This is a genomic window from Lacinutrix sp. WUR7 (genome assembly GCF_016864015.1).
Classification (GTDB): domain Bacteria; phylum Bacteroidota; class Bacteroidia; order Flavobacteriales; family Flavobacteriaceae; genus Oceanihabitans.
In genome coordinates, this window is the sequence record NZ_CP045067.1 from 204,120 (window position 1) to 229,646 (window position 25,527).

At 31.7% G+C, this 25,527-nt stretch carries 20 protein-coding genes; 6 read left to right on the plus strand and 14 right to left on the minus strand.

Features of this window, described 5'->3' with window-relative positions:
• The first annotated feature begins 117 nt into the window (after window positions 1-117).
• Both FG167_RS00910 and FG167_RS00915 read left to right on the plus strand, forming a co-directional pair.
• Window positions 118-750 carry a lipid-A-disaccharide synthase N-terminal domain-containing protein gene (locus tag FG167_RS00910; protein WP_203459623.1) on the plus strand — a complete coding sequence of 211 codons (633 nt, stop codon included), beginning with the start codon at window positions 118-120 and terminating at the stop codon, window positions 748-750.
• On the plus strand, window positions 737-2,368 hold the full coding sequence (locus tag FG167_RS00915) for a glycosyltransferase family 39 protein (protein ID WP_239004425.1): 1,632 nt from the start codon (window positions 737-739) through the stop codon (window positions 2,366-2,368). The genes FG167_RS00910 and FG167_RS00915 overlap by 14 nt, the downstream gene beginning before the upstream one ends.
• Window positions 2,369-2,421: 53 nt before the next feature.
• On the opposite strand, the gene FG167_RS00920 is transcribed toward FG167_RS00915, so the two are convergent.
• The 9 genes from FG167_RS00920 to FG167_RS00960 form a co-directional block, all read right to left on the minus strand.
• A complete protein-coding gene (locus tag FG167_RS00920; protein ID WP_203459624.1) occupies window positions 2,422-3,000 on the minus strand; it encodes a phosphatase PAP2 family protein in 579 nt (192 codons plus the stop codon).
• Between the two features lie 141 nt (window positions 3,001-3,141).
• Window positions 3,142-3,369: a hypothetical protein gene (locus FG167_RS00925; RefSeq protein WP_203459625.1), complete on the minus strand. Its 228-nt coding sequence runs from the start codon at window positions 3,367-3,369 to the stop codon at window positions 3,142-3,144.
• An 89-nt stretch (window positions 3,370-3,458) separates the two neighbouring features.
• On the minus strand, window positions 3,459-4,835 hold the full coding sequence (locus tag FG167_RS00930; RefSeq protein WP_203459626.1) for an MATE family efflux transporter: 1,377 nt from the start codon (window positions 4,833-4,835) through the stop codon (window positions 3,459-3,461).
• A gap of 80 nt (window positions 4,836-4,915) precedes the next feature.
• On the minus strand, window positions 4,916-7,921 hold the full coding sequence (locus FG167_RS00935) for a sulfatase-like hydrolase/transferase (RefSeq protein WP_203459627.1): 3,006 nt from the start codon (window positions 7,919-7,921) through the stop codon (window positions 4,916-4,918).
• A gap of 44 nt (window positions 7,922-7,965) precedes the next feature.
• Window positions 7,966-8,907, minus strand: coding sequence for a nitronate monooxygenase family protein (locus FG167_RS00940; RefSeq protein WP_203459628.1), 942 nt, complete (start codon window positions 8,905-8,907; stop codon window positions 7,966-7,968).
• A 164-nt stretch (window positions 8,908-9,071) separates the two neighbouring features.
• Window positions 9,072-10,259, minus strand: coding sequence for a tRNA 2-thiouridine(34) synthase MnmA (gene mnmA / locus FG167_RS00945; protein WP_203459629.1), 1,188 nt, complete (start codon window positions 10,257-10,259; stop codon window positions 9,072-9,074).
• 250 nt (window positions 10,260-10,509) lie between these two features.
• Window positions 10,510-11,208 (minus strand): toxin-antitoxin system YwqK family antitoxin, encoded by a 699-nt coding sequence (locus FG167_RS00950; RefSeq protein ID WP_203459630.1) that lies wholly within the window; start codon window positions 11,206-11,208, stop codon window positions 10,510-10,512.
• 130 nt (window positions 11,209-11,338) lie between these two features.
• Window positions 11,339-13,237 carry a membrane protein insertase YidC gene (gene yidC, locus FG167_RS00955; RefSeq protein WP_203459631.1) on the minus strand — a complete coding sequence of 633 codons (1,899 nt, stop codon included), beginning with the start codon at window positions 13,235-13,237 and terminating at the stop codon, window positions 11,339-11,341.
• A gap of 100 nt (window positions 13,238-13,337) precedes the next feature.
• The gene (locus FG167_RS00960; protein WP_203459632.1) at window positions 13,338-14,954 is read right to left on the minus strand and encodes a CTP synthase; all 1,617 of its coding nucleotides are present in this window, start codon (window positions 14,952-14,954) and stop codon (window positions 13,338-13,340) included.
• A gap of 177 nt (window positions 14,955-15,131) precedes the next feature.
• On the opposite strand from FG167_RS00960, the gene FG167_RS00965 reads away from it, so the two are divergent.
• Window positions 15,132-15,356, plus strand: coding sequence for a hypothetical protein (locus tag FG167_RS00965; RefSeq protein ID WP_203459633.1), 225 nt, complete (start codon window positions 15,132-15,134; stop codon window positions 15,354-15,356).
• 277 nt (window positions 15,357-15,633) lie between these two features.
• Window positions 15,634-16,269, plus strand: coding sequence for an aspartyl/asparaginyl beta-hydroxylase domain-containing protein (locus tag FG167_RS00970; RefSeq protein WP_203459634.1), 636 nt, complete (start codon window positions 15,634-15,636; stop codon window positions 16,267-16,269).
• Window positions 16,270-16,319: 50 nt separating this feature from the next.
• Here FG167_RS00970 and FG167_RS00975 read toward each other — a convergent pair whose 3' ends face one another.
• The 5 genes from FG167_RS00975 to bshC form a co-directional block, all read right to left on the minus strand.
• Entirely contained in the window at window positions 16,320-16,556 is a 237-nt protein-coding gene (locus tag FG167_RS00975) for a DUF3820 family protein (RefSeq protein WP_203459635.1), read from the minus strand.
• 2 nt (window positions 16,557-16,558) lie between these two features.
• The gene (locus FG167_RS00980) at window positions 16,559-17,104 is read right to left on the minus strand and encodes a DUF922 domain-containing protein (protein ID WP_203459636.1); all 546 of its coding nucleotides are present in this window, start codon (window positions 17,102-17,104) and stop codon (window positions 16,559-16,561) included.
• Between the two features lies 1 nt (window position 17,105).
• Window positions 17,106-19,049, minus strand: a complete 1,944-nt coding sequence (locus FG167_RS00985) for a LysM peptidoglycan-binding domain-containing protein (RefSeq protein WP_203459637.1) — start codon at window positions 19,047-19,049, stop codon at window positions 17,106-17,108.
• Window positions 19,050-19,651: 602 nt separating this feature from the next.
• Window positions 19,652-21,187, minus strand: coding sequence for a glutamine-hydrolyzing GMP synthase (gene guaA / locus FG167_RS00990; RefSeq protein WP_203459638.1), 1,536 nt, complete (start codon window positions 21,185-21,187; stop codon window positions 19,652-19,654).
• Window positions 21,188-21,576: 389 nt separating this feature from the next.
• Window positions 21,577-23,178 (minus strand): bacillithiol biosynthesis cysteine-adding enzyme BshC, encoded by a 1,602-nt coding sequence (bshC, locus tag FG167_RS00995; protein ID WP_203459639.1) that lies wholly within the window; start codon window positions 23,176-23,178, stop codon window positions 21,577-21,579.
• A 132-nt stretch (window positions 23,179-23,310) separates the two neighbouring features.
• Here bshC and FG167_RS01000 point away from each other — a divergent pair, with 132 nt between their 5' ends.
• Window positions 23,311-24,588: a carboxypeptidase-like regulatory domain-containing protein gene (locus FG167_RS01000; RefSeq protein ID WP_203459640.1), complete on the plus strand. Its 1,278-nt coding sequence runs from the start codon at window positions 23,311-23,313 to the stop codon at window positions 24,586-24,588.
• A 120-nt stretch (window positions 24,589-24,708) separates the two neighbouring features.
• The gene (locus tag FG167_RS01005) at window positions 24,709-25,464 is read left to right on the plus strand and encodes a GDSL-type esterase/lipase family protein (protein ID WP_203459641.1); all 756 of its coding nucleotides are present in this window, start codon (window positions 24,709-24,711) and stop codon (window positions 25,462-25,464) included.
• The last annotated feature ends 63 nt before the right edge of the window (window positions 25,465-25,527 follow it).

Below are 25,527 nucleotides of genomic sequence, written 5' to 3' on the forward strand. Positions count from 1 at the left end.
AAATTTTAATACCTTGTTCATAAATTCCGTAACGATGCTATGCGATTTAATCACGGCGTTTTTAAATTTAAAAATACCTACGATTTTGACACAACATTTTATAATTAAATTGGTATAATGAGTACTTGGATAATATATAGCATTGGATTTACAGCACAACTATTATTCTCTTCTCGACTAATAATACAATGGATTACTAGCGAAAAACAAAAAAAAGTAACGACACCTACACTATTCTGGACATTAAGCTTATTCGCTTCCTTTTTATTATTTGTATATGGTTATTTACGTGACGATTTTGCCATTATGCTAGGACAAGGACTCACCTATTTTATTTATATAAGAAATTTACAATTGCAAAAGCAATGGGAGAAATTCCCCAAAGTAATGCGTTGGTTTTTACTTTTAGTTCCTGTTTTTATTTCTATATTTTATTTTAACAACAATACTATTGACGTAGAACGTCTGTTTAAAAACGAAGCAATTCCGTTTTGGCTATTGGCTTTAGGTATTGTTTCGCAAGTAGTTTTTACGTTACGTTTTGTATTTCAATGGCTATATTCTGAGAAACAAAAAGAATCCTCTTTACCTTTAGGTTTTTGGCTACTAAGTTTAATTGGCTCTATTTTAATTTTAACCTATGCTATTATTAGAAGAGATCCAGTATTATTTGTTGGTCAGCTTTTTGGTGCCGTAATTTATAGTCGTAATTTAATGCTATTAAAAAAGAGTCCTATTGAAAACACTTGAAAAATTCCCAATAATTAGTATCTGCGTATTGGTAGCCATTATGCTTTTACCAAACCTGGAAATCATTCCTGTTTCTATCATGGAAGCACGAAATTTTATTACTGCTCGTGAAATGCATGTAGACAACAATTGGCTATTAACCACAATGAATGGTGTTGCTCGTTACCAAAAACCGCCTTTACCAACTTGGCTAGCTGCTATTTCCAGTTTTATTTTCGGTATCAAAAGCGTTTTTGGTTTGCGTTTACCAGCTGTAATTATGGTAATGCTTATTGGGACTTTTGTTTATAAATTATCACAGGTACTACTTAAAAACAACCAGCACAGTTTTATAAATGCCTTAATTACCATTAGCTCTTTTTATGTAATAGGAATTATTATAGAAGCACCTTGGGATATTTTTGCACATGGTTTTATGCTAGTTGCTATTTTTCATTTGCTGCAACTTTTTAATAAAAAAACGAACTACTGGAAACACACGCTTATTTCTGGTGTTTTTATAGGGCTTTCCTTTATGTGTAAAGGTCCTGTTTCTATGTATGCATTACTACTACCTTTTTTAATAGCTTATGGATTCACTTTTAAATATAAGAACTTTAAAACGAAAGCATTTTCGTATGTAAGTATTATTATCCTAACCGCGATCATTGGACTTTGGTGGTTTATATATGTAAGACTGCAAGATCCTGTTACTTTTGAAGCCATTACAAAAAAAGAAACTGGTAATTGGTCGAGTTATAATGTGAGACCTTTTTACTATTATTGGAGCTTTTTTACACAAAGTGGTTTATGGACCATTCCTGCATTTATAAGCTTACTTTATCCGTATTTAAAAAATAGAGTGCGTAACAAAAAAGCCTACCGATTTAGTTTTTTATGGACTATACTTGCCGTTGTTTTACTTTCTATAATTCCGGAAAAAAAATCGCGCTATCTCATGCCTGTTTTAATTCCGTTGTCCATAAACATTGGTTTTTATATCGAATATTTAATCCGAAGATTTAAAGACTTAAAAGATAAAAAAGAAACAATACCTGTCTATTTTAATTTCGGACTAATTGGTTGTATCGGAATCGCTTTTCCTGTTATAGCTTATGTATTTTTAAAGGATAACTTAACAGGTTATTGGTTTTGGTATGTATTGGCATCTATCGTTTTAGTAACGCTCGGCGTTTTGATTTTAATGCATTTAAAAAAGAAAAACATGCAACAAGTCTTTATATACACCGTATTATTCTTCGCTTCCGTTTTACTAACTGCTTTACCGCTAAGCAATGTATTAACTAGTAGCAATTACAAACCTATTTCTAATTTAAATGCCGAAGCATCAGCCGCGCAATTAAAAGTATATTGCTTTAATTATGTTTCGCCAGAAATGATTTGGCAATTCGGAGCAAAGATTCCAGAAATAAAAAATGAAGATAGCACGTATAACTTCCCAAAAGAGAATACTTTTGGTATGTTAGCAAATGGTATAAAACCGGAAGATCAGGAAAAATTAAATACCATATATACTATAGAAAAAGTAGCAACTTACGATCTAAACAAAGTGGCCACAGACTCTAGAAAATATAATGGCAGATTGATGTGCGATTATTATGTGCTGACTAAAAAATAGGTCAACCTTCACGCTTTAAACACTCAGGTCTTATATAGATCTAATATTCTTATTTAAACATGCTCTAACACAACAAAGCGTTTAATAATATAGTTCATTATTTTATAGAACATAAAACCAGATAGTGCGCCAAAAGTCATTCCGCAAAGAATATCTAAAGGATAATGCACGCCAACATAAATTCTGCTATATGCCACAATTGCACTCCAAAGAAGTAACATAAAAATGAGTTTTTTATAATAAGGTCTAAGTAACAAACCTGAAAAAACTGCTGCTGCCATGGTGTTTGATGCATGCCCAGAAAAGAAACCATAAGGTCCACAACGCTCTGCAATAAAGCGCATTTGTTCCATGACACCTTCTTGTCGGCAAGGTCTAGCACGCTGAAAACCGTGTTTAAAAAGATTGGTTATTTGGTCGGTAAACGTAACCATAAGTGCAATTAGCAAAACAGAAAAGACTAATGTTTTTAACCCGAATTGCTTATAGATTAAAAACAACAACAAAGCATATAAAGGAATAAACGTGAGCTTATTGGTTATCAATAACCACAAAGCATCCCAAGTTGGCGTTCCTAAATTATTTAAAAATAAAAATAATTCTTTATCGTATTGTATCAGTTGGTCTAGCATTTTCTATTTTTTGGGCGTTCCTTTTTGCACTTTTTTGCCAAATTTAGTATTCGTCTTTCCGATTAGCAAAAAGTCAGGCTTTACGCTACAATCTTTTTTAAGAAAAATAAAAAAGGATTTTCACTGCAATCCTTAACGCAGTTATTCATCGTAACGCGCTACTTCTCTATCGTAAAAAGCAGTCGCTTCTGTTATTAGATTCTCCGTTTCTAGTTCTAGTTCCTTTTGATCGTGTTGATCAAAATCTTCTAACCATTCTACCTCATCATCTTCCAAGTTGATAATAAACATTGGAAATTCTGTGTGTATTACAAAGATTGCATTTGGATGATCTGTATTGTCACCAAGTATAAATTTAGGAAGTGTCATTTGTCTAGTTTTGTTTTTACAAATATAAATATTTTGTCTGTTCCAGCGCTGTCCAGAACGAATAGGTTTCGACAGCGCTCCACCTGACATTAACGTTCAGCATTAATCAGCTTTTTAGTCAAATAGTTAAAACGAATAAACAATAATATAGATGCTGTTGTTAATCCTGCAAGTAATCCTAACCAAATACCAAAACTAGCATAAGCTTCTTCTTTACCAAAAAACCAGCTTACTGGAAAACCAACTAGCCAATAGGAAACAAAGGTAATGATGGTTGGTATTTTTACATCTTGCAAACCACGTAAAGCACCAAGAACTACAACTTGAATACTATCACTGATTTGAAAAATGGCTGCTGCAAGCATTAATTTAGACGCAATAGCAACTACTTCGGTATTGTCTACTAAATTTTTGGCATCATCAAAATCGACATATAACTTAGGTAATTGATTACGAAATGCAAAAAAGAGCAAAGCAAAACAAGTTGCAAAAATAATACCTAGTAAAAATAATGAAAAGGCAATTCTTCGCAGTTCCACATAATTTTGTAATCCTTTTTGGTTACCAACGCGTACCATAGAAGCAACACTTAAACCCATTGCAATCATAAAGGTCATAGAGCTTAGGTTTAAGGCTATTTGGTTTGCTGCTTGCGGATTTTTACCAAGTAACCCACTCAACCAAACTGCTGCTGTAAAAATAGCAACCTCAAAAAACATTTGCATAGCACTTGGTGTTCCTAAACCAATAATTTTTTTCATCATGCTACTTTCTAACACGAAAAATTTAATATTGGTTACATAATCTTTCGATTTTTCTTTTCCTCTTAATAGCCACCATAAGTAGATCACCATGACCACTCGTGATACTAAAGTACCATAAGCTGCGCCAATAATACCAAGTTCTGGAAATCCAAACTTACCAAAAATCAGTAAATAGTTTAAAACCACATTAATAACATTCGCTAAAATGGTTGCGTACATGGGGTATTTAGTCATAGATAAACCATCACTAAATTGTTTAAACGCTTGAAATATAATTAACGGAATTAAAGAAAAAGCGACCAAATCTAAATAAGGAATGGCAAAGGCAACAACCTCTTCCGGTTGTTTCATTAGATACATCAGCGGTTTGGCAAAAAACACCATAAAAAATAGTGAAATACCTAAAACGGTACACAAAAATAAACCGTGTTTAAAAGCCGATTTCCCTTGTTTAAAATCGTTTGCAGCATCTGCTTCAGCTACCAAAGGCGTGATTGCAGTACTAAAACCAATACCTAAAGACATAGCTATAAAAATAAAGCTATTACCCAGAGAAACCGCAGCTAATTCTGCAGTACCCAGTTGGCCAACCATAATATTATCTATAAACTGAACAAAGGTATGACCAAGCATACCTAGCATTACAGGAGCTGCAAGTTTCCAGTTATATTTAAATTCTTTTGTATAATCTTGTAATACCATTTGGCAAAAGTAGTGCTTCGGTTTTTGCTATGCGAATAAAATTTATGAATTAATGAAGGTGTATGCTTTGGAATAAAAGGTTACTCGTTAAAGTTCCAATTATCTGCATAAATTCCATAGATAAATTCCATTTCGTTTAAAAGTGTATAGTTTTCATCTTTCCATTTTTCAAAGGATATATGATATGCGTATATTTTTACCCCTAATTCTTTTAGTGTCGTGTAATACGTTTTATTACTAATTATGGATTTTCTAGATACCGATATATATTTAATATTATTATCTTCTATAAGTTGTATTTTTTGATTGATGCTTAATCCTTTAAAAATTCTTGGTGCTGCTATACACTTAATATTATTATTGTTTGCTTCAATAATTGCTTTTTTAGAAAACAACTCCATCATTAGTCTATTCTTATCCACAAATGCGTCTGCAAATTCTTTAGGAGTATTCACTTTGTCTGTTACCAGAATGGCATCTTTATGGTTTTTAAACCATGCATTAATTTCGACCATAGATAATGGGGTATATTTACCCTTATTTTTAACACTCATGAATGTTTCTAGAGAAATAGAATCTTCTGGTTTAAAGAAATTATCTTTTTTCCATTTTCCCCAATCATGGGCAGCAACAAAATGATTATCTACTGTTTTAATAAAATCTAGTTCAAAATACCTAAAACCTCTACTATAGTTATAGTTTAAAGCCTCTAAAGAGTTGGTATATGTTTTACCATCTACAGCTCCACCTGCATGCGCAATAAATCTAGAGGGATCCTTTTTTATAGTATTAATTTCCTTTTTATGTTTGTCATCTTGCTTAATATTTATTTGCGAAAAAAGCGTTTCATCATCCATTTGCTCCACAAATATTCCGTTTTCATAGTACGAGATATAGGAATAACCTTTATGAATATAATTTAGTTTATTAAGTCCTAATTCTTTTAATTCAGATCTTAATTCAGCAGATTCTATGTCTTCCACATTATCTGCAACAATAATAAATTGTCTTTTTTCTTGTTTTAATTTTTTAATTATTTTTGACAGTTTATTAATATTTCCGTTATCAACGCTATAGGTTATGGTCCAGCTAGGATTATGTAATTGAATAACATTTAACCCTTTAGAAATTTTTAATTTTCTACCATTTAATACTATGGAAGAAGGAACACTACTTACAGACGATAAGTTTGAAGCGCTTGTAACATAAAATGTACCTTCCGTATTATTTAATTTAAAATATTTGTTTTCAGCGATAGTTTCATTTTTAAAATCATATTCACCAAGTAGTTTTAAATTATCTAAGTCTTCTTTTAGAATTTCTATCTCACTTGTATAATTCTTTTTTGCTTTGCTGATAAGACCTCCCTTCCTTAAAAACACATTAATATGATTCACATCTTTTATATCCAATAAAATATTAACTCTACCATCTAGATGATTACTAAAAACTTTATCATTTTTTCTTTTATAATGTATAACTCTCATGTGCTCATCAAAAACAAAAGCATGATATCTATAGTCATTTATTGACAAACTATCCGATTCAAATTGAAGGGAATTATCGTTAGTTTTAATCTTTATGGTATTTACTGTTAGTGAATCTTTAAAATCTTCTAAACTAATTTTAAAATCTTTATTAAATCCATTAATACTAATTGAAGCTTGATTTAGTGCTAAAATTTTCTTCTTATTATTTTCAATGAAAGCTTTTTTGTTTCCTTTTATATAGTCGGTTAAAAATTTAGCATTGTGTTTAATTTCAGCTCCATCTAAAATTATTCGAGGAAGATCTATTTGCTCAATAGGTTGGTTAGCTTCTATAGCACTTAGGTTATCTCTATTTGCATTAGTCAATAAAAATAAAGATCTATTTTCCTTATCCATTTTATCTAAAACATTTATACTATTTCCCATGATTAAATGATCTGGAAATATATAAAAAGTAGTGTTTTCTAAAATCCCTTTAGTATCTAAAAATTTTATAAAATCTTGTATCATAAAATCTACAGAAGCAACCATAAACTCAAAATCGGATTCCTTTTTTGATACATGTTTCTCCATTCTTTCATCATACCTTCCATTTGGTAAATGTGTACTAATAGTAGAAAGGTAAAGTGCAAAAGGGGCATTTTTATTGTTTAGGTCTAAGACTTGTTCTTTTGCTTCGGAAAATAAATCGAAATCATGAATTCCAAAAGATTGATCCCCATATTTTTGATCATAATAGGATTGTTCAAAATGATTAATACCATATGTTTTAAGCAAATCGTTTACTCCTGAAAACTCAGGATTACCTATTAAATACAATTGATTGTACCCAGCTTTATCAAGTACATGGCTAATTCCTGTTATTTTTGAAGCAATAGCATTTTGAAAAATGGCGTTTCCTTGGCCTTTAAAAAACATAGGTGTTCCTGTAAGATAGGTATACATGGATCCTGTAGTCCACTCACTACCATCTCCTTGATTCATATTAAAATAGCTATACTTGTTTTTAAAAGCATTTAAGTTGGGGGTTAATTTTTTTAAATCGTCTTCTAGAAATCCTCTTTCATATGACTCTAAAGAAATAACCACAATATTTTTACCTTTTTCAGCCTTTATATCTTTGGAATATACATAGTCTTTTTCGTCTATATTTAATTTGCTTAAAGCATTATCTAGAGTAACTTCGGTAACATTATTAAGTTTAAATATTTTATAAATATTATTAAAAACGCTATCCGAAATATTTAATAGAATAAAAGTTATTATAGCAATAACAATTACGTACGTTTTTTTAATTTTAGTATTAAACTTAGTATAGATAAATTTAAAAAGAAGAAAGATTATTATTGTAAATAGGACTAAGAAAATTGCTTCTTTCCAGAAAAACGATATACTTTTTGAAACATCATTAAAATTAGAATGCTGATAAAACTTATAATCTATCAGACTACCACCATAATATAAAGAGCAGCATTCTAGACTAAAAAAAGTACTCAGTATTATAGAAATAACTGTGCGTATTTTTGCATTTGAAATAAGAAATAAAATAGCACTGCAAAAAAACAGCAGAATTATTATTTGAATAAAATCGAACATTTATATATTTATTTTTGATTAGATAATTTAGTACTATACGTATTTTAGAAGTTAAGAACCTTTGTTTTTGCAGCTTCAAACTCCTGCATCATATCTTCCACAATTTGCGCTGTTGTTTTAATATCATGAATCAATCCTGCTATTTGTCCGATTTCTAATTCGCCATCTTCTAAATCTCCTTCAAACATACCTCTTTTTGCTCTTGCTCTACCTAGTAATTCTTTAAGTTGTTCTGGAGTTGGAGATGTTTTATAAAGTTCTTGAAGCTCATTATAAAACTTATTTTTAATCAATCTAACTGGAGCGAGTTCTTTTAATGTAAGTTGTGTATCGCCTTCCTTCGCATTCACCACTACTTTTTTAAATGCTTGATGTGCTGAGCTTTCTACGCTAGCAACAAATCGACTCCCAACTTGAACCGCATCTGCACCTAAAACCATTGCCGCTAACATGGCTTGTCCGGTGGCAATTCCACCTGCAGCTATTAATGGTATTTGTAATTGCTCTTTCACCATTGGTATTAAGGTAAGCGTTGTTGTTTCGTCTCTACCATTATGTCCTCCAGCCTCAAAACCTTCTGCTACAATAGCATCTACTCCAGCATCTTGTGCTTTTAATGCAAACTTAACACTACTTACAACGTGCACAACTGTTATTCCTTTTTCTTGTAACCATTTGGTCCATGTTTTCGGATTTCCTGCAGAAGTAAATACAACCTTTACACCTTCCTCCACAATAATATTCATGATCTCCTCTACGTTAGGATATAACATTGGAACGTTTACACCAAAAGGCTTATCTGTTGCTTTTTTACATTTCTGAATATGCTCTCTTAACACATCTGGATACATACTTCCTGCTCCAATTAATCCTAAAATTCCAGAATTACTTGCTGCTGATGCTAATTTCCATCCAGAATTCCAGATCATTCCTGCTTGAATTATAGGGTGTTTTATATGGAATAACTGTGTGATTCTATTTGCCATAAAAGTTTGTTTTTTAAAATGGTAATTTAAGAATTTGATTACACTCTACCAATAGAAACATGCACGATGAAATATTAGTTTACATTTTATTACTTTTAATCTTTTGATATAAAAAAGCCTTTCTTCCATTAAAAAAAAGGCTTAAAATATTTACATGCATTTATTTAGGAAATAACTCCAGAACCTAAAAGCTCATCACCATGATACCAAGCTACAAACTGTCCTTCCTGAATTGCAGATTGCGGTTCTTCAAATTCTACATACATTCCAGAATCTACTTGGTGTAAAGTAGCTTTTTGTAAATCTTGACGGTATCTAATTCTAGCCAACACTTCCATGCTTTCATCTACTTGCAGTGCTAAATCTTCACGCACCCAATGTATTTCTTCGTTAGACACAAAAAGTGCTCTTTTATATAAACCAGGGTGATTTTTACCTTGTCCTGTATAAATAACATTATCATTAACATCGGTATCAATAACAAATAGAGGTTCTACAGTACCACCAACGGCAAGTCCTTTACGTTGTCCTTTAGTAAAATAATGTGCTCCTTGATGCTTACCTACCACCTTACCATCTGCAACTTTAAAATCTGCTTTTTCAGATAAATATACCAACTCTTCCTTTTTATTAGAAAAACTTGGTGCTACTTTATGAAAAGAAGCATTGCTTTCTGGTATTTCTACAATTACCCCTTCTTTAGGTTTTAATTGTTGTTGTAAAAACTCTGGAAGACGTACTTTACCAATAAAACATAAACCTTGAGAATCTTTTTTATCTGCTGTTATTAAATCTAATTTTGCAGCAATTTCTCTAACTTCTGGTTTTTTTAATTCGCCAATAGGAAATAATGCTTTTGCTAATTGGTTTTGTGACAACTGACATAAAAAATACGATTGATCTTTATTGTCATCTGCTCCAGCAAGCAATTGAAAGGTTTCTTTTCCGTTAGTATTTATAGTTCCCTTTCTACAATAATGCCCTGTTGCAACATAATCTGCACCAAGCTCTAGAGCAATTTTCATAAAGACATCAAACTTGATTTCTCTATTACAAAGTACATCTGGATTTGGTGTTCTTCCTTTTTCATATTCATGAAACATATAGTCTACAATACGCTCCTTGTACTGCTCACTTAAATCTACTGTTTGAAAAGGAATCCCTAATTTATCTGCAACAAGCATGGCATCATTACTATCATCTAACCAAGGACATTCGTTAGAAATAGTTACCGTATCATCATGCCAGTTTTTCATAAACAAGCCAATTACTTCATAACCTTGCTCTTTTAATAAATAAGCAGCAACGCTTGAATCTACTCCTCCTGAAAGTCCTACTATTACTCTTTTCATGCTACAAAATTACGAATAAAAAAAATTGAATGGTATTAAAACATATTATAATGCTTTGTTAAAAAAACATACCGTTAGTCGAAAAAATAAATTATTACTCTCTTAAAACTAAAAAAATATTAATTTAGCCTCACTATTTAGGTAACACTTTTCATTTAGATTGATTAATAGCTTATTCATAATAAAATGACTACCTAAAAAAAAAGCTCCTTACGCAAGTAAGGAGCTTATATTTTACACCTAATTGTAATTATTTTTTATACGGATTATTACTCTTTCTAGTAAAATCTTTTTCTTTTACAAGCTTACCATTTTCGTAGTATTTCCAAACACCATGTTTTCTGTCTCTTTGGTATTGCCCTTGTAAGACCATAACACCCGCTTTATCATAAAACGTTGCTGGACCATGTAATTCTCCAGTATCATAAACATACTCTTTTACCACAATACTTTTTTCAGTATACCAAATAGAAGGACCATGAAGCTTCCCATTTACGTAGGTTTCTGTTTGGGCTAAAACACCATCATCATAATACACAAAACGTTGGCCATGCAATTCCCCTTTATCATTGTAAGTGTCTTTACTTAATATGCTTTTTGTTTTATTTTGATAGTACGTCCAAGTCCCAATGTATAATTTTCCATTCATTTGGCCTTCGCTAATTAATTTTCCTGTAGAAGCATAAAAGGACACTTCTGCAATATTATTATCCTTATTGAATTGCTTATTGGCCGCCAAAACAGCTTTACCATTTACATTTTTATAAAACCTAAATACACCAATTTCTTTACCATGAAAAAATTCTCCTTGATAGCGTAAAACATCTGTATTTTCATAATTCTTTTTCCAAACACCATGTCTTTCACCTTGGGCATCTAATTGATTTACATCTTGCGCTGAAGCAATAATTGAAAGTAAAAAAACAAAAAGGAATAGTATATTTTTCATATTTAAAATAACGTTAGTATATAATTAAAATTGTTAGAACAACCATCTAATCAATAAACTGTTATAGCAAAAAAGCTGCCAAAGTTTTAAAAACATATGGCAGCTTTTTTTATTTTATTAGAAGTTTATCTTACTTCTTATTTTTCGCTTGTTTTTGTTTCTCTGCCTCTTCCATCATTTGAGACATCTTTTTAGCAAATTTACCCTGTTTTTTAGGTTTCGCTTTACTTATTTGAATTTTAGCATGGATTTTATCTTCATCCAAAATGTAATTCTTAATAACAAGCATAATCCCAATACTAATCACATTAGAAATAAAGTAATATAAACTTAATCCAGACGCATAATTATTAAAGAAAAATAACATCATTAATGGAGAGAAGTAAATCATATACTTCATCATTTTCTGCATATCAGGCATACCTTCTTGTGCAGGTTGTGTAGCCATTTGTTGTCCTGTAGTCATTTTCATATAAAAGAAAATAGCGATCGATGCCAATATTGGAAATAAACTTACGTGATCTCCATAGAAAGGAATATGGAATGGAAGCTCTGCAACCACATCATAAGAAGATAAATCGTCTGCCCAAAGGAAACTCTTCTGTCTTAAATCGAATGCAGAAGGGAAAAATTGAAACAGTGCATAAAACACAGGAAGCTGGATTAAAGCTGGTAAACATCCGCTTAAAGGACTTGCTCCTGCTTTTGTTTGCAACGCCATGGTTTCTTGTTGGATTTTCATTTTGTTGTCTTTGTACTTTTCTTTAATCGCATCTAATTCTGGCTTAATAATTTTAAGCTTTGCTTGCGATAAAAATTGTTTGTACTGTACAAAAGATAGTAATAATTTAATTAAAACCGTCATTACAACAATAGCGATTCCGTAAGGTAAATAGGAACTAAGGAATGAGAATAATGGTACAAAAAGGAAACGGTTAATCCATCCAAAAATACCCCATCCAAAAGGAATACTATCATCTAAACCAATATCGTACTTTTTTAGAACCTTGTTATCTGTTGGTCCGAAATAAAATCGTAAAGGTTGATTAAACTCTCCTGCTTGTAACTCTAACGGTATTTTTGTAGTAAATATTTTAGTAGAAACAGTGTCTATTTCTTCATCTAAAACTAAATTTTTAGACGTTATTATTACATCTTTTAAAGGTTTATCGGAAACTAAGATAGAACTAAAAAAGTGTTGTCTGTAAGATAGCCAGTTTACGTCTTCAAGAATCTCTTCATCATCACCAGAAGGACTTAACTTATCAATTTTATCTTCTTCGTGTTGGTATGTTAAACGCGTATATCTGTTTTCGTAAGCAATACTTTTATCGTGTCTGAACGTTTTCAGTTTCCAGTCTAAATTAATTTTTTGCGAACCATTTACCACGTTACTTAACCCTTGTGATCTAATAGTAAAATTCACCATATAATCATTAGGTACTAGCTCATATCTGTATTCTAAAAATTGTGTTGGAGACACTTTTAGTTTCATAGAAACTACTGTGTTTTCTCCTTTTTTAGTAACTGTTGGTTCAAAAAATAGATCTTGTGTATTTAAATTTCTATTATCTGAAGTATTAAAACTAATATTAAAAGCAGTATTGTTATCTTTTACTAAATAAATAGGAATAGAATCGTAATCTACAAAAGGTAATAATTTAACCTCACTAAGATAACCACCTTTATTACTAAACTTTAAAGAAAGCACTCCATTCTCTACCAATGTTTCTTTATTGGTAGCGGAAGGCAAAGTAGACGAATAAGCAAAAGCACCTAATTTATTGTTTAGTGCTACTAATTGCGTAGAGTCTGTAACGGTTGCTGCAGAATAATCGTTAGCAGTAGTAACCAAAACATCTTCTGGTGTTTCTGCTTGTTGTTCTGCTTCCACTTGCTCTTGTTTTGCTTTTTCTTGCGCTTCAAGTTCTTCTGGAGTTGGTTGGTTCATGTACATCATGTACACTAAAATTCCGAATATTAGGATGAATCCAATTATCGAATTAAGGTCTAGTTTTTTTTCTTCCATATTATATTAATTAAGACTAGCATGTTTTAAAACTTTTCTAGTCTAGAAAGTGAATTACTCAAAAAGCAATCCATTCTTACATTTGTGTCATAGTGACACTTTACTTATTTTTTTTATGTTTTAATGCCGCTTTTACAAATGCTACAAATAAAGGGTGCGGATTAGAAACAGTACTTTTATATTCTGGATGATATTGTACACCAACAAACCAAGGATGTTCTGGTATTTCCACAATTTCTACCAAACCGGTTTCTGGGTTTAATCCGGTGGCTATCATTCCTGCAGCCTCAATTTGTTCTTTATATTTACTGTTAAATTCGTAACGATGTCTATGTCTTTCTTTTATTGCTTCGGTTTTATACACTTTAGCAACAATGCTATCTTTTTTAAGATTGCAAGACCAAGCACCTAAACGCATGGTTCCTCCTTTATCTGTAATGGTTTTTTGTTCTTCCATTAAACTAATAACTGGGTTTTTAGTTTCTGGATCCATTTCAAAAGAATTTGCATCTTCTAACTTTAGAACATTTCTAGCAAATTCTATAACTGCCATTTGCATACCTAAACAAATACCAAAGAAAGGAATATTGTTTTCACGTACATATTTTACGGCTTCTATTTTACCATCAATACCACGTTCTCCAAATCCTGGAGCAACTAAAACACCATCTAAATGTGATAGCATTACTTTAACATTGTCCTTATTTAAATACTCCGAATGAACAGACTCAATATTTACTTTTACTTCGTTTTCTGCTCCTGCGTGAATAAAGGATTCTAAAATAGATTTATACGAATCTTGCAATTCTACATACTTACCAATTAAACCAATAGTTACTTCGGTTTTTGGGTTTTTATGTCTTGTTAAAAATTTATTCCATTGGGTTAAGTCTGGCGTATGACTTTCTAAAGCTAGTTTCTTTAAAACTACTTTATCTAATCCTTGTTCCAGCATTAAATTTGGTACATCATAAATAGTAGAAGCATCAATAGATTGAATAACCGCTTCTTCTCTTACGTTACAAAATTTAGCTAGTTTTTTGCGTAACTCATTTGGTAGTTCGTGTTCTGTTCTGCAAACAAGAATGTCTGCCATAACACCACTTTCCATTAATGTTTTTACGCTATGTTGGGTTGGTTTTGTTTTTAATTCGCCAGCAGCAGATAAATAAGGCACCAATGTTAAATGAATAACAATAGCATTATTATCTCCTAAATCCCATTTTAGTTGGCGCACAGCTTCTATGTAAGGAAGCGATTCTATATCACCAACAGTTCCTCCTATTTCTGTAATTACTACATCGTAATCACCAGAATTTCCTAGAATTTGGATTCTATTTTTTATCTCGTCTGTAATATGTGGAATTACCTGAACCGTTTTCCCTAAAAACTCACCACGACGTTCTTTTTCTATTACACTTTGGTAAATACGTCCTGTAGTCACATTATTTGCTTGACTAGTTGGTACGTTTAAAAAACGTTCGTAATGCCCTAAATCTAAATCGGTTTCTGCGCCATCATCTGTAACATAACATTCGCCATGCTCATACGGATTTAACGTTCCTGGATCTACGTTGATATAAGGATCTAATTTTTGGATTGTTGTTCTGTAACCTTGTACTTGAAGTAGTTTCGCTAAGGATGCAGCAATAATCCCTTTTCCAAGGGAAGATGTTACTCCTCCTGTTACAAATATGTATTTTGTTGTAGTTGTCATGTTGCGCTGTTAAACGCGAGCAAATTTACAATTTTAAGTTTGAAAATTTACGGGTTTGCTGTTTTATTTTTAAGACGAATTTCTAAATCGTTTTGAGCGTTTTTAGACTTGACTTTGCCACTGAAATACGCTAAGCTTAACATTTTTAGAAGAGATAATTATATATAACATTAACCTATGAAAATCATAACAGTAATTAGTTGTGACGTTATTGGGTTTACCTTAACCTTCAAACGACAAGGAAAAGCGAATACACCAACTATTCTTTTAGCAGAGTCACAATTGTATCTACCTAATTTATTCCATCGATTTATTGCAAACGAAGGGAACTTTGAAGAAAATAAAATCAGCAATATTAAAGACACAACTTCTTTAAACCCATTAGCAATTAACTATAAATAACTCGTTTCGAAACAATTATGAAATTACAAAGATTTACATCCTATACGAGAACAAATACTACATGGCAAAAAAAAAGGATATTTCTTCTTTTGCTAATTCCGTAAAAAAAATACTAAATTAGTTTCACTCTTGATATGATTTACTAAACAGATACACCAAATTATCATTGTGTCCATAAATTCAAAAAAAAATGAATTACTATTCTCCAAAGAACGCATCCTTTATGCTACCATTTCAGTTTAACACTTCGCTACTTAAGGCAGATCTAGAAAAGTGCATGAAATTTGATTTTCTAAAAAACTATATCCCAGAAAACTACAACGGTGAAAATTATATTTTGCCCCTTCGTTCCATGGAAGGAAAATTAAATAGGATAGCAGCAATCCCTGGTAATATTGAAAAATATAAGGATACAATTGCCCTAAAAGAATGTTCCTATTTTCAAGAAGTAATAGCTACTTTTTTATGCAAAAAAGAAACTATTCGACTAATGAATATTCCTCCAGGCGGACTTATTAAGACACACATTGATCATGAGAGTGGTTATGAGGACGGCTTTTTCCGCATACATATTCCTGTTATTACGAATGAAAAAGTTCATTTTATATTAAATGATCATATAATTATCATGAAATCTGGTGAAGCTTGGTACACCAACGTTAACTTTCCGCATAGTGTAGCAAATAACGGACAAACAAATCGTGTACATCTGGTAATTGATTGTATTAGAAACAGATGGTCAGATGAATTGTTCCAATCTGTAGGATATGATTTTACTCAAGAAAAGAAAATAGAAAAAGTATATTCTAAAAGTGAAGTGTTGCGGATTATTGAAGAACTTGAACTGCAAGACACTACAGAAACAAGAACTTTTTTAGAACAGTTTAAACGCGAACAGGGAATTAAAGAATAAATTCCATAAAACATAAACTTGAGGAACACATAAAACCGACTTCCAAATCCTTACGGCTTAGAAAAATTCTTCTGTATATTTCTAATCAATCCTTCTAATCCGTTTAATTTTAAAGTATACACAGTTTCTAGCATTTCACCAAGCTTCCCTTTTGGAAACCCTTTGTTGTGGTACCAAACCACATAATGTTCTGGTAAATCTATTAAATATCGACCTTCATACTTACCAAAAGGCATTTTGGTATGTGCGAGTTTCACAAGAAATTCTCTATCTGGTTGTAATTGCATACCTATTGTTTAGAGCTAAAGTTATCTAATTTGGCTAATTCCACTTCAATGTGATTTTGCCAATGGGATTGCATCTCGTAGTTTCTAGAAAAATCGGTTTCTGCATCATACAGTTTTTGAAGATTAGAAAGTTCTTGATTAATTTCCTGATGTATTTTATCGAGTTGCTTATTTAAAGCAGGCGATGCATCTAATTGCACAACTCGTTGTCTAAACTTTCTTGCGTACAACTCTGTAATATTAAAATGAAACTGTTCATGTGCTAATATGTGGTTGTCTGCAAGTGCTGCTTTATACCATGATTTCTCCGGATAAAAATGCGCGAATATCTTGGTTTTAAAACCTACGACTTCCTTTTTATTCGTTCTTTTTATAGAATAACTAAAGGTGATACCAGAAGCTGTTGTTGCTACCGCATCGGTATCTGCTTTTACTGACCCTTTAAAATCGTTCCAAGAAAGTTGGCGCGATGCACTCCAAGCAATTGTAGACGCTTCTTTATGAAGTGTGAGGAAACAAAAACTAATAAGCAAGAATCTTAAAAACATTTTATTTGGCTTCTACTATTTTTAAATCATCATATTTAACAACGTAAACGGTATTGTTGTAATAACCACCGAAAAGATGTTTTTTGTATTCGAATTTATTTTCTATGTATTCCGTTAACGGAAATTCATTTACAGAATTGTACATGCTATCTGAAGCGGAAAGACGTAAAACAACATCCATCATTAAATCGAAACCTCTAACTGCCGTTTTGTTTGGTGTAGCACCATACTTATTTTTATATTGTTTTACAAAACCATTATTATCGTCCTCGTTATACGTTTTGGAAACGGTTGGAAAATGAAAACTAAGATTCGATAAATGATAGTTTGAAATTTCATCATTTTCAAAAGCAGCATTCATATCTGTTGTTGCTAAAACAATTTTGTGTTCTTCATTATTTAACGAGTTTAAAATACTGGTAACGTTAGATACAAAAGTGTAGTTTTCGGTTTCTAAAAAGATGATGTTTTTTCCTGGTTTTAATTTACCAATGATATCATCTTCTAAAACGTAATACGAATCTTTTCCTTCTTTATCTTTTCTAGAATGAATTTGCGATGCAGTACCAAACTCTCTTTTTATAGCATTACTTGTTGCAACGTTTTTAGCATCAGCAATTACAATTACATGACTTTTAGTGCTATCAGCCTTAACAAAATCTATCATTTTTGTTTTTAATAAATTGGAAGAAGGCATGGACTGAAATACATTTTCTGATAATTTTAAATCCTTTAAATTAGGAGAAATTACAGGAACATTATTTCTTTTCAATTCAGAAGCCACACGAGCAAAGTTATTAGGCATTAACGGACCAATAACTGCATCTGCATTTTCAATATTTTTAGAACTTAATAAATGAGATACTTCACTTAATTCATTTTTAGTATCGTACACATCGACTTTTAATGAAATTCCAAGTTTTTTAAGCGAATCTACAGCCATTAAAACTCCCGAATGAAAATCTAAAGAAGGTCTTAAAAAATTATCATTTTCAATTTGCTTTTTAGCGTCATAAACAGAATCGGCATTTACTCTGTTTAATCTAAAAGGCAATAGGATAACAATGTTTTTAGTTTCGTAATTTCTAATATGACTTACTAGACTAGATGTTAAAATAGTTTCTCCTGTTAAAAGCTCTCCTTCAATCCCAGAGTTTACCGCTGTCACGGAAGCATTAAACGGAATTTTTAAAACCATTCCTGATTTTAATCCTGATTCTTTTAATTCTGGATTTAAAGCTTCTAGTTCTTCTTGCTCTAATCCTAATTTAATTTTTAAACGATAAAAACCTTCTTTTGGTAACACAGAATAGTACGAATATCTTTCGTCTATTTCTTTTACCTCCGCTGTTTCTAGGATTGGCACTTGAATTACTTGTCCAACATCTAGTGTCGCTACCATATTAGGGTTTAATGCTTCTAGTTCATCTACTGTAATTCCGAATTTATAAGCAATTCGCCATTTTCCTTCTTTTGGTAAAACCGTATAATCTTTAGTCGTTTTTACGGTTTCTACAACGGTTTTTGTTTTGTAAACCGGAATTTTAATTCGGTCGCCTTTACGAAGATTTTCGGAGTATAATGAAGGATTGTGTTTTTTTATTTCGTCCTGCTCCACATTATATTTTTTGGCTAAACTATAAAGGGTTTCTTTACGTTTTACCTTATGCTCTTTAAAGTTTACAAACTCTCTTACGGTGGTGGTGGTTGTTTGCTGTGTTGCTATTTTAGAATTTGGAATGATTAAAACGGCATTATTCTTTAATTCTTTTTTGGCATCCGGATTTAATGCATATATATCATAAGGGGTTACATTATATTGCTTTGCAATGCCTTCAATGGTTTCTCCAGATCTTACTTTATGTGTTTTATAGTTTTGCGCTTGTACTGTTGTTGCACAACTGAATAATAAAACGAAACTGAATATGTATATTAAATTCTTCATTTAAAAATTTGTTTTCTTTTTCTCTTTGGAGAGCACTTTATAATAACGTTTTGCTTAAGTTATTTATTTCTTTTTCCTTCTTATGACTTTGACTATAGGGCATTCCTACATCGAATGGAAATGCGTAAAAAGCAGGTAATGCTACCAAAAACTATAATATTGTATATGCTTTAACTCGCATTCCTCTTCTTTATATAAATTGTTAGGAGTAAAATAATCCCTAAACCTATTTGAATATACGCTTTGTAATTTTCTTCCAAGCTTAGATCCTCCAAATTAAGATACGTAATTCCGAATGATAGTAACATGATTGCTGCAAATCCAACTAAATTGATTTTATTTTCCATAATGTAAATGATTAGCTACTATATTATTAAACCTTCCTTTTTTACATCTAACTACTTACCTTTTCATGTATTCCCGCGTTAAGGATTGTAGTGTAAATCCTTTTTTATTTTTCTTAAAAAAGATTGCAACGTAAAGCCTGACTTTTTGTGATCCTGCAAGGTTTTAAAACCATGTAGGGATGAGCAAAAAGTAACGCCCAACTTCTCGATACAATTTTCTCATTCTTCAAAAATCACTCGAAGTGACTTGTTAATTTATTCCCACTCAATGGTTGCTGGCGGCTTGCTACTAATATCGTACACTACTCTATTAACGCCTTTTACTTTATTTATTATCTCGTTAGAGGTTTTTTGTAAAAACTCATACGGTAGATTTACCCAATCTGCAGTCATACCATCGGTACTTTCTACTGCTCTTAATGCCACACATTTTTCGTATGTACGCTCATCTCCCATAACACCAACGCTATTTACTGGAAGTAGGATTGCTCCTGCTTGCCATACGCTATCGTATAGATTCCATTTTCTTAGATTGTCTATAAATACAGCATCTACTTCTTGCAAAATACGTACTTTTTCTGGAGTAATATCTCCCAAAATACGGATTGCAAGTCCTGGTCCAGGAAATGGATGACGACCTAATAAGGCTTTGTCCATTTGCATAGATGCACCTACGCGACGCACTTCGTCTTTAAATAATGCTTTAAGAGGCTCAACAATTTTAAGCTTCATAAAGTCTGGTAAACCACCTACATTATGATGACTTTTTATAGTTGCACTTGGTCCGCCTGTTGCAGAAACACTTTCTATAACATCTGGATAAATGGTCCCTTGGGCTAGCCATTTTACGTCTTCTATTTGATGTGCTTCGTCATCAAAAACTTCAATGAACACACGACCAATTGCTTTACGCTTTAATTCTGGGTCGCTCAATCCTGCAAGTGCATCCAAAAAGCGTGCCGAAGCATCTACTCCTTTTACATTTAAGCCCATACCGCTGTATTGTTCTAATACACTTTCGTATTCGTTTTTACGAAGTAAACCATTGTTTACAAAGATGCAATATAGGTTTTCACCAATAGCCTTGTGTAGTAACATTGCAGCAACGGAAGAGTCTACGCCTCCGGATAAACCGAGTACTACTTTATCGTTTTTTAATTTGTCTTTTAGTGCTTGAACGCTTTCTTCTACAAAAGAATCTGGTGTCCAATCTTGGTCTAAACCTGCAATATGAACTAAGAAATTTTCTAGTAGTTGTTTTCCGTCTGTAGAGTGATATACTTCTGGATGGAATTGAATTGCGTATGTTTTTTCACCTTCAATTTTGTAGGCTGCATTTTCTACATCATGCGTACTTGCTAAAAGCACACCATTGGTTGGTAATGTTTTAATGGTATCACTATGACTCATCCATACTTGGCTTCCTTTAGAGATTTGGCTAAAAAATGCTTCGTCTTCCTTTACAAAACTTAAGTTGGCTCTACCATATTCTCTAGTGTTAGAAGGTGCTACTTCACCACCAGAAAAATGGGCTAAGTATTGTGCACCATAACAAACAGATAATAAAGGTTTGTGCCCTCTAATTTTAGATAAATCTGGATGTAATACGTCTTCTCCTCGTACCGAGTTTGGACTACCAGAAAGGATTACTGCTTTGTAATCTTCTATGTTTGCTGGAATTTTGTTGAATGGATGTATTTCAGATAAGATGTTAAGCTCTCTAACTCTACGCGCAATTAGTTGTGTGTATTGCGATCCGAAATCTAATATAAGTACCTTGTTGTGTTGCATGCGCAAAAATAGGAATTGATTTTTTAATCGGGAACGATACGTAAACTTTTTTAAGAGAATTTTAAACTTTTTTGTTTTTAGAAAATGGAAGGTGTGTGATTAGAAATGAGGACATGAGATAGGAAGACTGAGGACAGATTATGGAAGACTGAAGACCAAAGACTGAGGACTACTTACTGCACACTGAATTTCTATTTCACAGAGACATACAGAGGCACGAAGTTTCACGGAGCGTTCTAAACTTCAATTTGTAGTTATTATTATTCTTGGAGGTCTTTGAAAGGAGTTGCTGAAAAAATTGAAATTATATTGGAAAAATAGTGCAAAAAAAATGTTTACTGTCTAGTGAATACTGAGACTGCGACTGCGACTGCGACTGCGACTGCAAACTACATCGTAATAATGGTAAAATCTCCTTGTAACGGTTTTAGTTCTGCTATTAATTTTGGAATTAATGCTTCTCCGAATTCTAAATACAATTCCGAAAAATTGGTATTACGTTCTTGTAAACTAGCATTAGGAAACAGTTCGTTTTGAAGTTCTGTCATGCGTTCCACTTGATCTTTTAGTTTGCGTTTTTGTGCGGTAAGCAAACGTTTTTCCAAATGTTGTAATCCGTTAATTTGCTTTTTTTCTTGTGCTGCAACTGCGCCAATAAAAGATTTATCTGTTTTCTCGGCTAAGCTATATAAGTCTTTAAATTGTAGTTGTAGTTGTTTTAGCTGTTCGGAAAAATCGATATCAATATTAGAAATCTGTCTTACTTTTTTATTAATAAAGGCGTCTCGCTTTAAAAAGATATCTTCGTTAGAGATGTTTAGCCTACGTAATTTATCTGCTTGTTTTTCTGTTTTTATTAAAGCTGAATTTCTTAGCAATAACATTGGAAAAGGCACTTTTACAGCTTCAAAATAATCTTTTAACTGTAACCAATATGCAAGTTCTCCTCCACCACCTGTATAGCAAAGGTTTGGCAGAATTACTTCTTGATATAAAGGTCGCATGATAACATTCGGACTAAAGCGTTGCGGGAAGTTGGAGACTTCTTTTAATATCTCGCTCTTGCTCCAGGTAATATTTGTGTTAAGTACTTTATACGTTTCGTCTTCAAAAACGATTCGCTCTCTTAGGTTTTCGTTTAAGTAGAATAAATTTATTTCTCTGGGATTTACCTGAATTTTACTAACGCTGGATAATGCTTCTAGTCGTTTATTGGTTTCTGATACCGTTTTAAAAGAAGTCTGATTTAAGAGCTCTTCTTCGATATAAGGAATAAATAATTGCTTTAAATTTTTATTATTAGCTTCTACGATTACCAAACCATAATTGGTAAATAAAGCATTTGCTAAGTAAAGTGTTGCGTCTGCAAGGTTATCATGTTTTAGATATGCCGATTGAAATAAGTTCCTTAATGTATCTGCGTTTTGTCCGGAACCAAGTTCTTTGGAGAAAACTTCGAATACTTTATCTAATCCTTCGGTGGAAAGTTCTCCAACTGCTCCAGAAGCATTTCTGTTCCACTGTACTTTTTTTCCTTTAAAATTGAAGTAATTAATTTCTTCAAAATCGTGATCTTCGGTTGCCATCCAATAAATTGGAACAAAATTATTCTCTGGAAATTCTTGTTTTAATTGATTCGCAAGATTGATTACAGAAACAATTTTAAATAAGAAATACAAAGGCCCTGTAAACAAGTTTAATTGATGCCCAGTGGTAATGGTGAATGTGTTTTCTAGTCTTAAAGCTTCGATGTTTTGAAGCGTTAATAGCGAAGCCTCGGTGTTTTTATATTGCGTTTTTAAGGCTTCAGATAAAATAATTCTAGACTCCGGTTTTACAGATGCTGTTTTCTCTTCTATTTGCTTTTTAAAATTTTCCACCTTCGGAAAATTATTATAAAAAGGTTGTAGTTTTTTATTCTCTTCTAAATAGTCACAAATAAGTGAGGAAAAGTAGTTTGTGTCTTTAAAAGAAATAGTATTTGTTGGCATAATTTGTATGAAAAAATCTTCTGTAAATATAAGATTCTTTAGTGTATATAAACTCTTAAAATTAACATAAAATATACGGAAAACAGGTTAATTTTTGATACCTTTTAAGGTAATTAATTAATACCTAAAACCATGGACGGAAAATTTCACCTCAAAAATTGGAATGCCCTTTTATTCTTATTTAGTTTATTAATCTTTTGTAATACAACTAAAGCCCAAGAAAAAAATCAGAGTTTTACAGAATTCAAAGGAATTGTGATGGATAGCAACACAAATAAAGCCTTAGTATTTGCAGATATAAATTTATTGGATACCAACATTAGTACTATAACAAATAATGAAGGTGAATTTTCACTTAAAGTACCTAATATGTATTTAAATAAAGACTTAAATATTGCTTTTTTAGGGTATAAAACAAAGGTTATTGCACTCTCTGAATTAAAACACAAAAAGAATAGAATTAAATTAGAAGAACGAATTACTGTATTAGATGAAATTAGTTTAAAAGCGCCAAAAGATGCAGAAGCTTTGGTTAGACTAATTTTTAAAACCAAAGGAGACAACTATATTAATCACCAAGCTATCATGACTGCTTTCTATAGAGAAACGATTAAAAACAGGAAGAAAAACGCATCTCTTTCTGAAGCTGTTCTAGAAATATATAAACAACCGTACACCTCTAATAAAAAGGATGAAATAAAACTTATAAAGGCTCGAAAAAACACCAATTACTCGAAATTAGATACCCTAGCTTTAAAACTACAAGGTGGACCATTAAGCGCATTATATGCAGATGTGATTAAATATCCAGAATTTATTTTTACGGAAGATAACTTATCAGAATACCTTTTTACTTTTAATAATACAACACAAATAAATAATAAGAAAGTGTACGTGGTTGCTTTTGAGCCAAATCCTAAAATCGATTACCCATTATACTATGGAAAACTTTATATAGATGCGGAAACTTTTTCTTTAACCAGTGCTATTTATAATTTAAATGTGAAAAACAAAAAACTTGCTAGTGCTATGTTTGTTCGTAAAAAGCCAAACCGAGCAAAAGTTTTTCCAACCGAAGCATATTACCGAGTAGACTATAGAATAAAAGATGGAAAATGGCACTTTGGATATAGTAATATTCAGCTAACCTTTAAAGTCGACTGGAAAGGCAAATTGTTTAATAGTGTATATTCTTTAAATAGTGAAATGGCAGTTACCGATTGGGAATATAATAAAACTGGAAATTCTACTCCTGATAAAAAATTAAAATCAACCGTAATTTTAAGTGATGAAGCTTCTGGTTTTTCAGACCCCTCATTTTGGGGAGAATACAACATTATTGAACCTGAGAAATCTATAGAAACCGCTATAAAAAAAATAAACAAGCAACTTAAAAAAACGGCATCCTAAACTTTTTCAATAAATAGTTTTTAGAAATTCTATTTCACTTTTTCATAAAAATAAATCACAATAAAAGGTAAAAAACTTACCTTTAATCTTTTAAAACTATTAGATCTTAATTTATTTTTAATGAAAAAAACAGCAATTCTTTTTCCTTTTATAATTTTATCCATTTTTTTAGCTTTTCAAGATTGTCATAAAACGGAAGAAATACATAATACTTCTTTACAAAACAAAGCTACATCAAATGCCATTACCATTATGCCATTAGGTGATTCTAGAGTGGAAGGTGCTGCTAGCAACTCTGTTAGTTACCGATATGATTTATGGAAAAAATTAATTTCTAACCAATGGAATATTGATTATGTTGGTACACAAAAAGATAAAACTTCGTATCCTTTATTATTAGGAAAGCATTTTGATTCAGACCACGAAGGCATTGGCGGATTTGAAAGCAAAGATGTTTTAGAAAATATCCCAGATATTCTTGAAGATTTAGGAACTCCAGATGTTGTTTTATTGGGAATTGGTGGAAATGATTTAATTAGAGAGATACCTCTAGAACAAGTAATAGAAAATATTAACCAAACCATCGATATCCTACAAAATAGCAATGCGAATATCACAATATTTTTAGAACAAATTGCTCCCGGAAAAACGAATATCATGACACCAGCAAGCACAATCGTTTATAATTCTTTTATTGAAAACCTTGCCACAATTGCTATGGAGCAAACCAATGATTCCTCTAAAGTGATTCTTGTGAATATGTCTACCAATTGGACAGATTCGTATATGGCAGACAATTTACATTACAACGAATTAGGAGCAAAAGAAATTGCAGATAGATACTTTGAAGCTATTGTTGAGAATTTAGAAAAATAATGATTTACAATACAGATGTTATATAAAATAGCATTAACAATTAAAACTATTGCATCCCCATTT